This is a genomic window from Allotabrizicola aquatica (SeqCode), from assembly GCF_965194375.1.
Lineage (GTDB): Bacteria > Pseudomonadota > Alphaproteobacteria > Rhodobacterales > Rhodobacteraceae > Tabrizicola_A > Tabrizicola_A aquatica.
On sequence record NZ_OZ239428.1, the window covers coordinates 743779 to 757343 of the forward strand.

Below are 13565 nucleotides of genomic sequence, written 5' to 3' on the forward strand. Positions count from 1 at the left end.
CTTAGGCCACACGGCGCTGACTGGCCCGGCCCAAAAGCGCCATCAGCGTCAGCACCTCATAGGGCTCCAGCATCCGCATCGGCACAGACCGACCCTGAGAAGCCGCGACAAGCGGACAGCCATCCGCCAAAATCAGCGCCGGATGGTCAAACTCCAGCACCAAGACCGACGCCACAGCGCGGCGCTGCTCGGCCAAGGCCGAATGGCCATCAACCAAAGCCCCCGCCTCCACCAGCACCCATTCCTCGCCGAAGAGATACTCCACCTCAGGCCCGGTCAGCGCCACCCGCTGATCGGCGGCGACCAGCATATCATGGCTGGTCCCAAAGAAGGGCGCGCGCAGGATGATGGGGGAAAATGATCCGCAGGCTGGCAGGTCCAGCCGCGTGATCCGGCGCAGCGGCAACAGACCGCCATCCGCCGTGGCCACCAAATCGCCGGGCTTAAGATGCCCGGCCAGAACCGGACCTTCCGCGGTTTGAATAGGCGTGCGCTGCCCGATCCACGGCGCACGCGCTGGCAAATCGGCCCCCCGGGTCAGCCCAAACCACAAAACCGACCCATGCCGCGACAGCCGGGCGGGGCCGTGGTTCAACTGTTCCAGATCCTCCAGCCGGATCGGCAAAGGGTTCTGCCCGCGCGCCCGGCGTGGGGGCAAATCCTCGCGCCCCAGAAACTCCAACCGCATCTCCCAATGCCGCGCCGGAGCGTCAAAACGCAGGCTCAACCGGCCGGTGCAGGCATGCTGCGGCAAAGGGCCGGGCAGAGCATGGCGCGCCACGCTTTGACCCTGCCGATGCACCAACACCAAACCCACCAAGGGATCATGAAACAGCGTAAAGGTCCGGGGCCACCCCGCCGTGCTGTGAAAATCCAACAGCACGGCCGCCTCATCCAGCGGCAGGTGCAGTTCCACCACGAACATCCCCGCCTCAACCAGACCATAGGCCAGATCGGCCACCGGGGCGCGGTCAGACAGCAACAGCCAGTCGTCAGCCATGCGCCACCGCCAGCCCAAAGCGCGATGCCAAGGGGGTCCGCCCGAAATCTGGGATGCTCTTGCCTGCCATGCCCACCTTTGGCCGGGTTTTCCCCGGCTTCCGTCCTTGGCGACAAGAGTAGTCAGCCCACTCCACCCTGTCATCCCAAACTGAATCCTCCGCCGACTTGTCGCGCTTAGGTTGCGTATCGGCCACAGGGCGCAGGCATGGTTGCCTTTGGCCGGGCGGCTGCGCTATCCCAAAGCCAGCCCGCCGAAAGGACATACCATGACCAACCCTCCGCCCGTTGACCCCGCCGCCCTGACGGCAGACCTGATCCGCTGCGCCTCGGTCACCCCGGTTGAGGGCGGCGCGCTGGTCCTCTTGCAAGACCTTCTCGAGGGCGCTGGCTTTGCCTGCACACGGGTGGACCGCGGCGGCATCGCCAATCTTTTCGCCCGCTGGGGGGCCAAAGGGGCCAACAAAAGCTTTGGCTTCAACGGCCACACCGATGTGGTCCCGGTCGGCGATCTCGCCGCTTGGACCCGCGATCCCTTTGGTGCCGAAGTGGTCGACGGCTGGATGTATGGCCGCGGTGCCACCGACATGAAATCCGGCGTCGCCGCCTTCGCCGCCGCCGCCGTCGATTTCGTGCGCCAAACCCCGCCCGATGGCGCCGTGATCCTGACCATCACCGGCGACGAGGAAGACGTGGCCACCGACGGCACCGTGGCGCTTCTCGACTGGATGGCTGCCGAGGGCGAGCGGATGACCCATTGCCTTGTCGGCGAACCCACCTGCCCCAACGTGATGGGCGAGATGATGAAGATCGGCCGACGCGGGTCAATGACCTGCTGGTTCACCGCCAAAGGCGTGCAGGGCCATTCGGCCTATCCACACCGCGCCAAGAACCCGATGTCAGCGCTGGTCTCCCTCCTTGCACGGCTCGAAGCGCAACCGCTGGATCAAGGCACTGCCCATTTCGACCCCTCGACACTGGCGATCACCACCATCGACTGCGGCAACCCGGCCAACAACGTGATCCCGGCCAAAGGCACGGCCACAGTCAATATCCGCTTCAACGACCTGCACACCGGGGCCAGCCTATCAGACTGGCTGCACAACCATGCGGCGGCCGTACAGGCCGAAACCGGGGTCGAGATCACAGCCCGCATCTCAATCTCCGGCGAAAGCTTCCTCACACCCCCCGGCGCCTTCTCGGCACTGGTCGCAGGCGCGGTACAGGCCGAAACCGGCCGCCTGCCCGAACCCTCCACCTCAGGTGGCACCTCGGATGCGCGCTTTGTCAAAGACCACTGCCCGGTGGTGGAATTCGGGCTGGTGGGCCGCACGATGCATCAGGTCGATGAACGGGTCGAAGTGGCGCAGATCCACCAGCTAAAGGCGATCTACGGCCGCATCCTGAAAGACTATTTCGCATGACGCTGATCGAGGAAACCCGCGACATCGCCGCCTGCCGCACCCTCCGCCGCACCGTGTTCATCGAAGAACAAGGGGTCTCCGAGGCCGATGAGGTGGACGACAAGGACGACGACGCAATCCACCTTCTGGCCACACAAAACGGCAAACCGGTCGGCTCCGCCCGGCTTTTGGTGCTGGGCGAAACCGGCAAGATCGGCCGGGTCTGCGTCCTGGCTGAGGCGCGCGGCACCGGGCTCGGCGCGAACCTGATGCAAGCGGCGGTCGCGCGGTTTCGCTCCGTGCCGGGCGTCACCAAAGTCAAACTCGGCGCGCAGACCCATGCCTTGGGCTTTTACGAACGCCTCGGCTTCACCGCCATTGGCCCGGAATTCGACGACGCCGGCATCCCCCACCGCGAAATGGTGCTGACCCTGTAACCCCAGCGGCTGATTTCATCTTGGCCCCAAATACTCCCGCCGGAGGCTCCTGTGGCCAGCCGCGGATGCCTCCGGCGGGAGTATTTTCGCCAAGATGAAAGGGCGGGCGGTGGTCTTGGGTGTCATGGCGTGTTAGGCAAAGGCCATGAACCCCATTCCGACCAAAGATCAGATCCGCCAATGGATCGCCGAGAACCCCGGCCTTGTCGCCAAGCGCGATATTGCCAAAGCCTTTGGCATCAAAGGCGATGCCAAGATCGACCTCAAGCGCATCCTGCGCGAGATGGAAGACGAAGGCGCGCTTGAGAAAAAGGCGCGCCGCTTCCAGGAACCAGGGGTCTTGCCGCCCGTCGCTGTGCTGCAGATTCTGGCTCCCGATGCGGCGGGGGATTTGTTTGCCGTGCCGTTGGAAGACGGCGTCGACAGCAGCCAGCGGGTGTTGATCGTCACCCAAAAGGGCGATCCTGCGCTGGGCGCCGGGGACCGGATCTTGGGCCGTCTGACCCCCGTCAAGGGCGAGGGCCACGCCTATGAAGGGCGGTTGATCCGGCGGCTGGGATCAAATCCGCTTAAGGTTTTGGGCATTTACCGCGACAGCCACGAAGGCGGGCGGATTGTGCCCATCGACAAGGGCCAAGACAAGGAATGGCGCGTCGCCCGCGATGCCTCCAACGGCGCGCGCGATGGGGAATTGGTGGAAGGCGAAGCCATTGGCAACCGCCGCATGGGCCTGCCGCAGGCCCGCATCGTGGCGCGGCTCGGCGATCCCTCCGGCGCCCGCGCGGTCAGTCTGATCGCCATTCACCAGCACGGCATCCCCGACCAATTCCCCGATCCGGTCATTGCCGAGGCCGACAAGGCCGCCCCCGTTGGCCTTCAAGGCCGCGAGGATCTGCGCGATCTGCCCTTGGTCACCATTGACCCCATCGATGCCCGTGACCGCGATGATGCGGTCTATGCCATGGCCGACGATCAGCCCGGCAATCCCGGCGGCCATATCATCTGGGTCGCCATCGCCGATGTCGCCCATTACGTCACGCCCGGTTCTGCCCTTGACCGTGAGGCGCGGCGGCGCGGCAATTCCAGCTATTTCCCCGACCGCGTCGTGCCGATGTTGCCCGATATCCTGTCGGGCGATCTGTGCTCCTTGCACGAGCATGTCGACCGCGCCTGTCTGGCCGTCCGGATGCGAATTGACGCTCACGGCAACAAGCTTTCGCACCGCTATGTGCGCGGCCTGATGCGGTCAAAGGCCTCCCTGCATTACGCCCAGGTTCAGGCCGCCATCGACGGCCAGCCCGATGACAAGACCGCGCCCCTGCTCGACCCGGTCCTGCGCCCGCTTTATGCCGCCTATGCCGCGCTGGTACAGGCCCGCGCCGCCCGCCAGCCCCTCGATCTCGACCTGCCCGAGCGCAAGATCGTGCTGGATGACGCGGGCAAGGTCACCTCGGTGTCGTTCTATGAACGCTTTGACGCGCATAAGCTGATCGAGGAGATGATGATCCTCGCCAATGTCGCCGCCGCCGAGGAATTGGTGAAGCTGAAGCAGCCTTTGCTCTTCCGCGTGCATGAGGAACCCTCGCCGCTGAAACTTGAGGCGCTGCGCGAGGTGGCCGAGGCTTCGGGCCTTGTGCTGGCCAAGGGGCAGGTGCTGAAAACCTCGCATCTGAACCGTTTGCTCAGCCAAGCGCAGGGGACCGAGTTTGATGAGCTCATCAACCTGACCACCCTGCGTTCCATGACGCAGGCCTATTACAATGCGGAAAACTTTGGCCATTTCGGGCTGGCCCTGCGCAACTATGCGCATTTCACCTCGCCCATCCGGCGCTACTCCGATCTGATCGTGCACCGGGCGCTGATTGCAGGCCATGGCTGGGGCAAAGACGGGCTCTCGTCGTGGGATGTGGAAAGCCTCGATGAGACCGCCAAGCTGATTTCCGACTCTGAACGGCGCAGCATGGCCGCCGAACGCGACACGACCGACCGCTATCTCGCGGCCTTCTTGGCCGACCGGGTGGGCAGCACCTTTGCGGGCCGGATTTCCGGCGTGCAGCGCTTTGGCCTTTTTGTCCGGCTCGAGGAAACCGGGGCCGATGGGCTGATCCCGATCCGCGCCGTGGGGCGCGAGTTCTTCCATTATGACGAGGCCACCCAGACGCTGATGGGGGCCGATACCGGGCTGACCATCGGCATCGGGCAGCGCGTGGTCGTGAAACTGGCCGAGGCGGTGCCGGTCACAGGTGGCCTTGTGCTGGAACTGGTCGAGATTGACGGCGCTGCCATCGCCGCCGGGGGCCGGGGCCGCAAGGGCGGGCGCTACCAGCCGCGCAAGCCGGGGGCGGCAAATGCCAAGGCCGCCAAGCTCGCCCGCAAGATTGTGCGCAAACGGCGGGGCTAAGGATGGGCGACGCGCGGGCAATCTTTGCGAAGAATGCCCGTCAGGGCTTGATGAGCATGGCCGCCGCGCTGACGCTGGCCACCACCGCCCTTGCAGGCCCGCAAGACACCGAAGCGGCCATGACTGAAACCATCGGGGAGGCGATGTTGACCGAAGGAACCGGCACGCAAGAGGGGCTAACCCAGTGGCTTTCCACCTTCAAAGACCGCGCCTTGGCGGCGGGCTTTTCGTCCGCCACGCTTGATGCGCTGAAAGGTGCGGAATACCTGCCAAAGGTCGTGCGCAATGACCGCCACCAGAACGAATTCACCAAGACGATCTGGGAATATCTTGACACCGCCGTATCAGATGATCGCATCGCTCATGGGCTTAAGGCCCTGAAATCCCACGGCGAAACGCTGGCCCGGATCGAGGCCACCTATGGCGTTGACGCCGAAGTCGTCGCCGCCATCTGGGGGCTGGAAAGCGCCTATGGCGCGGTGCGCGGGGACATTCCCACGCTGCACGCGCTCGCCACGTTGGCCTATGACGGGCGGCGCGGCGCGTTTTTTGAAGCCGAGTTGATCGCCGCCCTCAAGATCCTGCAACTGGGCGATGCCACCCCAGCCACCCTGCGCGGCTCATGGGCCGGAGCGATGGGGCATACGCAGTTCATGCCCTCGTCTTGGCATGCCTTTGCGGTGGATTTCACCGCCGATGGCAAGCGCGACATCTGGGACGATGATCCCACCGATGCGCTGGCCTCAACCGCCGCCTATCTCGCGGGCAAGGGCTGGGTGAAAGGCGCGCCTTGGGGCGCCGAAATCACCCTGCCGCCGGGCTTTAACTATGACCTGACGACCGAGCGGGTGAAAAAGCCCGTCGCCGAGTGGCAAGCGATGGGGGTTCGGCTGGCGGACGGCACCGATCTGCCAGACCATGGCCCGGCCTCGGTCCTTTTGCCCGGCGGGCACCGGGGCGCGGCCTTTCTGATCTTCCAGAACTTCCATGTGATCGAGACCTACAACACCGCCGATGCCTATGTCATCGCCGTGGGCCATCTGGCCGACCGTTTGCGCGGGGCAGGACCGATCCTCGCGCCTTGGCCGCGTGACGAACGCGCGCTGTCGTTTGAGGAACGCGTCGCCTTGCAAAAACGGCTGACAGCGGCCGGGTTTGATACCGGCGGCGTTGACGCCAAGATGGGCCCTAAAACCGTGGCCGCCATTAAGACGTTTCAAAAGGCCCGCGGCATGGTGCCAGACGGCTTTCCCAGCCTTTCGGTCTTGCAGGCCCTGCAGTAACGACTTCGTGTACCGGCAGGGTTCAGACCAAAGTCCCTATGCGGGCGGTATCGATCTGGCTAAGCTGAGTTTCAGAAGTTGAATTCAGCCCAAACGTGTTTCGTCCAATCAGCGGAGAGCCAGATGAGAACCTTTGCCAAAACGCTGTGTATCAGCGCGCTTTTGATGACCGGGGCCGCCTTTGCAGCTGTCACCGCGACCGATCCCGATGTGATTGCCCGCAAGGATCTGATGAAAACCATCGGTGGGGCAGCCAAAACCTTGGGCGGCATGGCCTCGGGCGAGGTGGCGCATGATGCCGCCGCCGCCGAAGCGGCCAAGCAAGCCATGATCGCGGCCGCCGCCGAGATCGAGGCCAAGTTCACCAACAACGCGGCCGATCCGGCCTCTGAGGCCAAGCCCGAGGTTTGGACCAACTGGAATGATTTCTTGGCCAAGGGCAAGGCGCTGGGTGATGCGGCTGGTGCCCTTGATGTGGCCAGCGCTGAAAGCATTGGCGCAGGCATGGGGGCCATTGGTGGCACCTGCAAGGCCTGCCACACCGACTATCGCGTTCAGAAGTAAACGGTGCGTTGGTAAGGGGCCCCTCGGACCTTATGTCCGGGGGGCCTTTGTTTGACCAAATGGGCGATGTCCCGCGAAACTCAGCCGCAGCTGATGCGGAAAATCTCGCCGGTTTCGTCGATTTCAATGTTCAACCGCGTCGGGTTGTAATCCATCGTCACCGCCATCCCCGGCCGGATGATCCGCACCGGTACCCCGAATTTCATGGTCTGCAGCACGGTCTCAGGCTGCCCACGCAGAAACTGAAGATCAGGCGCTCCGCAACTGTCCTCGGGCGGCAGCGGTGGCGGAATGTCACCGGGATAGGGCGGGCTTTCGGCCTCAACGCAGGCGGCAAGGCCAAGAGGGATAAGCAGGGCAAAGGGACGCATGGCACTCTCCTGAACAGGCGTCAGCCGAAATCAGCCACAGATCAACCGCTGGATTCGACCGGTCACATCAACCTCGGCGTTCAGCCGGGTGGGCACAATGTCATTTGTAATCTCTTGCCCCGGCCAAAGCACGCGCAGCGGACCCATCAGGCGGAAATCAGCCAGCCGCTCCATCGGCTGACCACGCAGGTCAGACAGGGCAGCAAGGCCGCAGCTGTCGGGCAAATCGGGCAACATCTCGTCCACCGGCCCCAACATCGGACCCGCCCGCAGGCACCCGGCCAAGAGCCCCCCCAGCACCATAACCGCAACCGCGCAGCCCAACGCCCCCCGCCGCTTCGGGGCAATGCGGCCCGCAAACAGGGCCGAAACCCGGAACAAAGTCACTGTCAAATGTCGTTTCCTGAATTGCAATTCCACACGTTCTGGCACAGCCTGAGACCCTTGATAAGGGGAGGAATTCCGAAATGCGCACCCGTGCCGCCGTTGCCGTTGCCGCTGGCAAACCGCTTGAAATCATGGAGGTGAACCTTGATGACCCGAAAGAGGGCGAGGTTCTGATCGAGATCAAAGCCACCGGCATTTGCCACACCGACGAATTCACCCTGTCGGGTGCCGACCCCGAAGGGATTTTCCCCTCGATCCTCGGCCATGAGGGCGCGGGCGTGGTGGTGAAATGCGGCCCCGGCGTGAAATCGCTCAAGCCCGGCGATCACGTGATCCCGCTTTACACCCCCGAATGCCGCGAATGCCCCTCGTGCCTGTCGCGCAAGACCAACCTCTGCACCGCCATTCGCGCCACCCAAGGCCAAGGCCTGATGCCCGATGGCACCACCCGGTTCTCCATGCTGGATGGCACGCCGATCTATCACTACATGGGCTGCTCCACCTTCGCCCAGCACACCGTCATGCCCGAAATCGCGCTGGCCAAGGTCCGCGACGACGCGCCCTTTGACAAGATCTGCTACATCGGCTGCGGCGTCACCACGGGCATCGGCGCGGTTCTGAACACCGCGCAGGTGGAACAGGATGCGACGGCGGTGGTCTTTGGCCTTGGCGGCATTGGTCTGAACGTCATTCAGGGCCTGAAAATGGCCGGCGCGCGGATGATCATCGGCGTCGATCTGAACGACGACAAAGAAGAATGGGGCCGCCGCTTTGGCATGACCCATTTCATCAACCCCAAGAAGCTGGCCGAAGGTCAGTCGATGGTGCAAACCATCGTCGATCTGACCAAGACCCCCTTCGACAAGATCGGCGGCGCGGATTACTCCTTCGACTGCACCGGCAACGTCAAGGTGATGCGCGACGCCTTGGAATGCACCCACCGCGGCTGGGGTCAGTCCATCATCATCGGCGTGGCCCCTGCGGGCGCGGTGATTGAAACCCGGCCCTTCCAACTGGTCACCGGCCGCATCTGGAAAGGCACCGCCTTTGGCGGCGCACGCGGGCGCACCGATGTGCCGAAGATTGTGGATTGGTACATGGACGGCAAGATCGAGATCGACCCCATGATCACCCACATCCTGCCCTTGGAAAAGATCAACGACGCCTTCGATCTGATGCACAAAGGTGAATCGATCCGCTCGGTCGTGGTCTACTAAGTGGCCCGCGATGGGGCCAAACTGCTGGCGGTTCTGATCGACGCCGACAACGTGCTCTCGCGCCATGCCGAGGCGATCTTGAAAGAGGTCGGCCGCATTGGCGAACCCGCCCTGCGGCGGGTTTACGGCGATTGGTCCAGCTCGCAGCTTGCGGGCTGGAAATCGGCGGCGCGCGATCTGGGGCTGGTGATGCATCAGCAATCGGCCAACACCAAGGGCAAGAACGCCAGCGACATCGGCCTTGTGATCGATGCGATGGACATCCTGCACCAAGGCAAGTTCGATGGCTTTGTGCTGGTCAGCTCTGACAGCGATTTCACCCGTCTCGCCAGCCGCATCCGCGAAGAAGGGCTTGAGGTGATCGGCATCGGCGAGTCCAAGACCCCCGAAAGCCTGCGCAAGGTCTGCAATCGCTTTATCCTGATCGAAAACATCGTGACCGAGGCCGAGGCGGAAACCGCCACCGCCCCCGCCGCCCCCGTCATGGCCGCCGCCCGCACCGAGGGCACCGCCAGCGCCCCACCCACGAAACGCCCGATGATCGAGGCGATCCCCCTGATCGCCAAGGCCATGCAAAGCATCGATCCCGATGGCGAGTGGTTTCATCTGGGCCAGATCGGCCAATACATGGTGCGCGCCGATCCCGATTTCGATTCGCGCACCTATGGGGCGGCCAAGCTCTCAGACCTGATCAAGGGCCTGCCCAAACGGTTCGAGGTCCGCAAAGATGCCAACGCTTGGCTGGTGCGCGACATCGCGTGACCTTTTCACGCCGGGCCTTGGCCGGTCAGCAGCATGAGACTTGCCACAGCCCCCACAGCCATGGCCAATTACCCCGGTGGGAACGGCCCAGCCCGGCAGGGCGGCCGGTGGAGAGCGGGGGGCCGCCTTGGAAACGGGCGATGAGCTGGCAGAGTTTGCCATCGATTTTCTGGTGTCCGGTCGCGGCAGCGCACGGGCCCTGACACGAGAGCTGGCGACCCGCTGGCCTGATCACCCCGCCTTGGAATTTGTGCTGGTCCTGTCCTTGGCCGCCAATGGCATCGAAAGCACCCTGACCGGGGCCGAGGCCGACCGTCTGGCGCGCGAGGCCTGGCAGATGGCGGCCCTTTTGGGCGTTGATCTCTACGACGCCCAAGCGCTTGGCCTGCCCCATCGCAGCGGCGCCGATCTTGTGCGCTATTGGCAGACGCATGACGGGTTTTTCCTGAACGGCTGATCTTGCCTCCCCTGCCCCATGGGGCCAGACTGGCCCGGTCAGACATTGGGGGCTCAGATGAACGGCGCGGAATCTCTGGTGAAGACCCTGCTCGCCTCGGGCGTTGACGTCTGTTTCGCCAACCCCGGCACCTCCGAGATGCATTTCGTCGCCGCCTTGGACGACCATCCGCAGATGCGCTGCATCCTGTGCCTCTTCGAAGGCGGCACCTCAGGCGCGGCAGACGGCTACTATCGCATGTCGCGCCGCGTGGCAGCGACGCTTCTCCACCTTGCCCCCGGCTTTGGCAACGCCTTTGCCAACCTGCACAACGCCCGCAAGGCGCAGTCGGGCGTGCTGAATGTCATGGGCGAACACGCCACCTATCACCTGCGCCACGAAAGCCCGCTCAAAGGCGATACGGCCGGCATTTCCCAATCCATCTCGCACTGGACCCGCACCAGCGCCGATGCCGCCCAAGTCGCCACCGATGGCGCAGCGGCGGTGCAAGCGGCGCGCAGCCTGAACGGCCAGATCGCGACGCTGATCCTGCCCGCCAACACCGCTTGGGAGGCGGGCGCAGCACCCGCCACCGCCGCTCCACCCCCGGCACTGCGCCTGCCATCCGCCGCCGAGATCACCGCCGCCGTCACCGCGCTCCGCCAGCCCGGTGCAGCGCTCATGGTGGACGGTCCCGCCCTTTACGACGATGCCACCGCCCAACTTGCCGCCCGCATCGCGGCGGCCACCGGCGCGCGGCTGATGGCCCCCTTCTTCACCGCCCGTGCCAGGCGCGGCGCAGAATCGCTGCGCATGGCCCGGCTCGCCTATGAGGTGGATCTCAACAGCGCCATTCTGGCCGATGTCAAAACCCTCGTCCTCTGCGGCGCCCAGCGCCCCACCGCCTTTTTCGCCTATCCCGGCAAACCCAGCCTGCCCGAAGCGCCCGGAACGGCGGTGCTGGAGCTGGCCGATATCACCATGGACATTCCCGCCACACTGGCCGCCATGGCCGATGCCATCGGCCCCCTGCCCAATCTCGCCCCCGATGCGCGGCACCCGCTGGCCCTGCCCGCCCTGCCCACCGGCGCGCTGACGCTGGAAAAGGTGGGGGCGACCATCGCGCATCTCATGCCCGAAAACACCGTCGTGGTGAATGAGGCGATCACCTCCGGCGCGCCCGTCGCCGGGCCGTTGCAAACCGCCCGTGGGCATGACTGGCGCTTCACCATGGGCGGGGCCATTGGCGCAGGCCTGCCGACAGCGGTCGGTGCTGCCGTGGCCTGCTCGGATCGCAAGGTGCTCTGCCTCTCTGGCGACGGCTCGGCCATGTACACGCTGCAATCCCTCTGGACCATGGCGCGCGAAGGGCTGGATATCTGCACCATCATCTTCGCCAACGACACCTACCGCATCCTGCATGGAGAGCTTTTGAACGTCGGCGCCACCCCCGGCCGCAACGTGGCGCGGATGTTCGACATGGTGGAGCCAACCTTGGATTGGGTCGCCTTGGCGCAAGGCCACGGCGTGCAGGCCGTGCGGGTCGAAACTGCGGAGGCTTTCAACACCGCCTTTGCCGAAGCTATGGAAGCCAAAGGCCCCCGCCTCATCGTGGTGCCCTGCTAGCGCGTGCCGCGTTTGATCAGGTTCAGAAGATCAAACGCGATACGCAACAGTTCCAACGGCTTGCCTGTCTGGGGTTGCCTTCAATCTGAACCAGATTGAAGGCCATACGCGAAAGCTGGCCCTCGGCGATCATCCCCACCAGCCTTGGGCCATCACCCCCTCCAGCCCCGGCAGCACGACCTGCGCGCGCAAGCCCGGCTCGGCGGCCTCAAAACCCGCCGCATCCACGGTGCCCGTCGTCACCCCAACCGCGAAAGCCCCAGCCTTGCGGGCCATGGCAATCTCTAACTTGGGGTCATCGCCGATCACCACCATCTCCTGCGCCGGAACCCCCAGCATGGCCGAGATATCCTCAATCCCGATGGTTTCCGGCTTGCCAAACACCTTGGCCTTGACCCCTGTGGCATTGTGCAACGCCGCCGCCACCGCCCCCGAAATCCCCAAAAGCCGCCCCTTGGCCCCGGCAAAATGCGGCGCGATGGATGTGGCATAAAGCGGCTTTCCCGCCCACAAAAGCTGCGCTGCCTCCTCAAGATCGCGGGCGCCAAAATCCTTGGTCCAGCCCAGCATCACGCCATCCACCTCACCGCCCTGCCCGGCCAGCGCCACCTCAATCCCCGCATCACGCAAGGGCACCCGCGTGCCATCGGCGGCAATGGTCAACAGCCGCTTGACCCCCATCTTGGCCAATTGCCGTGCCGCCACCGTGGCAGGCGTCAAGATATGCCCCGGCGCCAGCACCAGCCCGGCCTCGGCCAGAAGGGGATAGTAATGCGCAGGCGGAAAGAAGGTGCCGTTGGTATAGGCCACCACCGGCATCCCCCGCGCGTCCAACGCCCGCAAGGCAGCCACAGCCCCCGGCAGGGCGGCATAGGTGCCCGTGTCCTTGTCCAGCATGGCCAGCGTGCCATCAATGTCAAAGACAGCCGCGCGAATGGGGTGGGAATGCATCTATGGCCTCCGTTCAGGTCCAGCGAGAAGCCGGGCTTGGTGATCTTCTCGCCCGTCAGCTTTGGCCGCTTTGTCAACTCACTCACCACATAGTTCAAGGCCCGCATCTGACGGGTGTCATCGCACGGCGCAGGGCCAGCGGCCTTCATCGCATCCACCCAAACTGCGGGTCGAACATACTGTGGAGAATCGGGTTGACCCCAGACCTGATCAGGATCGCCGTTGGCCGTTTTGATCCGCCATCTTTCTGGTTCCCGATCAGCCGCGCCCTTCATGCACAATGACCTGCCCGAGAGATCCGAAACCACGGCAAGTTATGCCCCGGTGCTGGTCGGTCCAGTTGCGCTGAAGGGCGGTTGCGTGGGGCCGATGTCCGGCTCCCGTGTCGGGACGGATGCCAGACGCAAACCAGACACAAACCACACGGGCACCAGACGGGCCTAAAGCGTGTTTTGGCGCAGTAGTCCCTGCTGCCAGGATTCGGGCGCTGCGACGTCCTTGTCGTCAGTCGTCGCCCGGCGGAACCTTTCGCAAGCAAGATCGGCAAAAAAAGTTGGGAGGACGCCACAAGGGGCACAGGCCCGCGCTGTCGAGGGCGGCATCACCACTGTCACGTGATGTTCAACGGATCGAACGGGATGAAGTGGTGAGCCGGACAGGATTCGAACCTGTGACCCGCTGATTAAAAGTCAGCTGCTCTACCAACTGAGCTACCGGCCCACAACAGG

Annotated in this window: 13 protein-coding genes and 1 tRNA gene; 9 read left to right on the top strand and 5 right to left on the bottom strand. The window is 64.4% G+C overall.

The genetic code is table 11. From position 1 onward, the window contains the following. Position 1: 1 nt before the first annotated feature. Positions 2-1000 carry a Hint domain-containing protein gene (locus AC72UB_RS16850; protein ID WP_505190750.1) on the bottom strand — a complete coding sequence of 333 codons (999 nt, stop codon included), beginning with the start codon at positions 998-1000 and terminating at the stop codon, positions 2-4. Positions 1001-1268: 268 nt separating this feature from the next. Between AC72UB_RS16850 and dapE the strand changes: the two genes are divergently transcribed. The 5 genes from dapE (at position 1269) to AC72UB_RS16875 (ending at position 7087) form a co-directional block, all read left to right on the top strand. Further along, positions 1269-2423, top strand: coding sequence for a succinyl-diaminopimelate desuccinylase (gene dapE / locus AC72UB_RS16855; protein WP_505190751.1), 1155 nt, complete (start codon positions 1269-1271; stop codon positions 2421-2423). Continuing rightward, positions 2420-2839, top strand: coding sequence for a GNAT family N-acetyltransferase (locus AC72UB_RS16860; protein WP_505190752.1), 420 nt, complete (start codon positions 2420-2422; stop codon positions 2837-2839). Before dapE ends, AC72UB_RS16860 begins: the two co-directional genes overlap by 4 nt. A gap of 145 nt (positions 2840-2984) precedes the next feature. Next, entirely contained in the window at positions 2985-5240 is a 2256-nt protein-coding gene (rnr, locus tag AC72UB_RS16865) for a ribonuclease R (protein ID WP_505190753.1), read from the top strand. A gap of 2 nt (positions 5241-5242) precedes the next feature. Next, complete coding sequence (locus tag AC72UB_RS16870) at positions 5243-6523, top strand: lytic murein transglycosylase (RefSeq protein WP_505190754.1); 1281 nt, start codon at positions 5243-5245, stop codon at positions 6521-6523. Positions 6524-6646: 123 nt separating this feature from the next. Next, positions 6647-7087, top strand: a complete 441-nt coding sequence (locus tag AC72UB_RS16875) for a c-type cytochrome (protein ID WP_505190755.1) — start codon at positions 6647-6649, stop codon at positions 7085-7087. A gap of 80 nt (positions 7088-7167) precedes the next feature. On the opposite strand, the gene AC72UB_RS16880 is transcribed toward AC72UB_RS16875, so the two are convergent. Next, positions 7168-7458 (bottom strand): I78 family peptidase inhibitor, encoded by a 291-nt coding sequence (locus AC72UB_RS16880; protein WP_505190756.1) that lies wholly within the window; start codon positions 7456-7458, stop codon positions 7168-7170. A gap of 30 nt (positions 7459-7488) precedes the next feature. Continuing rightward, positions 7489-7845: an I78 family peptidase inhibitor gene (locus AC72UB_RS16885; RefSeq protein WP_505190854.1), complete on the bottom strand. Its 357-nt coding sequence runs from the start codon at positions 7843-7845 to the stop codon at positions 7489-7491. An 80-nt stretch (positions 7846-7925) separates the two neighbouring features. Between AC72UB_RS16885 and AC72UB_RS16890 the strand changes: the two genes are divergently transcribed. The 4 genes from AC72UB_RS16890 to AC72UB_RS16905 all read left to right on the top strand — a co-directional run bounded on the left by AC72UB_RS16890 (position 7926) and on the right by AC72UB_RS16905 (position 11886). Next, complete coding sequence (locus tag AC72UB_RS16890) at positions 7926-9062, top strand: S-(hydroxymethyl)glutathione dehydrogenase/class III alcohol dehydrogenase (protein WP_505190757.1); 1137 nt, start codon at positions 7926-7928, stop codon at positions 9060-9062. Next, positions 9063-9824: an NYN domain-containing protein gene (locus tag AC72UB_RS16895; RefSeq protein WP_505190758.1), complete on the top strand. Its 762-nt coding sequence runs from the start codon at positions 9063-9065 to the stop codon at positions 9822-9824. A 76-nt stretch (positions 9825-9900) separates the two neighbouring features. Further along, the gene (locus tag AC72UB_RS16900) at positions 9901-10281 is read left to right on the top strand and encodes a hypothetical protein (RefSeq protein ID WP_505190759.1); all 381 of its coding nucleotides are present in this window, start codon (positions 9901-9903) and stop codon (positions 10279-10281) included. Between the two features lie 57 nt (positions 10282-10338). Then, a complete protein-coding gene (locus AC72UB_RS16905; protein ID WP_505190760.1) occupies positions 10339-11886 on the top strand; it encodes an acetolactate synthase large subunit in 1548 nt (515 codons plus the stop codon). 129 nt (positions 11887-12015) lie between these two features. Here AC72UB_RS16905 and AC72UB_RS16910 read toward each other — a convergent pair whose 3' ends face one another. Then, positions 12016-12837 (bottom strand): HAD-IIA family hydrolase, encoded by an 822-nt coding sequence (locus tag AC72UB_RS16910; protein ID WP_505190761.1) that lies wholly within the window; start codon positions 12835-12837, stop codon positions 12016-12018. A gap of 644 nt (positions 12838-13481) precedes the next feature. Beyond that, positions 13482-13557 (bottom strand) — tRNA-Lys (locus tag AC72UB_RS16915). Positions 13558-13565: the final 8 nt, after the last annotated feature.

Bases quoted from the DNA above. Each gene is read 5' to 3' on its own strand.
- AC72UB_RS16850 (WP_505190750.1), bottom strand. From the start codon at position 1,000: ATGGCTGACGACTGGCTGTTGCTGTCTGACCGCGCCCCGGTGGCCGAT.
- dapE (WP_505190751.1), top strand. From the start codon at position 1,269: ATGACCAACCCTCCGCCCGTTGACCCCGCCGCCCTGACGGCAGACCTG.
- AC72UB_RS16860 (WP_505190752.1), top strand. From the start codon at position 2,420: ATGACGCTGATCGAGGAAACCCGCGACATCGCCGCCTGCCGCACCCTC.
- rnr (WP_505190753.1), top strand. From the start codon at position 2,985: ATGAACCCCATTCCGACCAAAGATCAGATCCGCCAATGGATCGCCGAG.
- AC72UB_RS16870 (WP_505190754.1), top strand. From the start codon at position 5,243: ATGGGCGACGCGCGGGCAATCTTTGCGAAGAATGCCCGTCAGGGCTTG.
- AC72UB_RS16875 (WP_505190755.1), top strand. From the start codon at position 6,647: ATGAGAACCTTTGCCAAAACGCTGTGTATCAGCGCGCTTTTGATGACC.
- AC72UB_RS16880 (WP_505190756.1), bottom strand. From the start codon at position 7,458: ATGCGTCCCTTTGCCCTGCTTATCCCTCTTGGCCTTGCCGCCTGCGTT.
- AC72UB_RS16890 (WP_505190757.1), top strand. From the start codon at position 7,926: ATGCGCACCCGTGCCGCCGTTGCCGTTGCCGCTGGCAAACCGCTTGAA.
- AC72UB_RS16905 (WP_505190760.1), top strand. From the start codon at position 10,339: ATGAACGGCGCGGAATCTCTGGTGAAGACCCTGCTCGCCTCGGGCGTT.
- AC72UB_RS16910 (WP_505190761.1), bottom strand. From the start codon at position 12,837: ATGCATTCCCACCCCATTCGCGCGGCTGTCTTTGACATTGATGGCACG.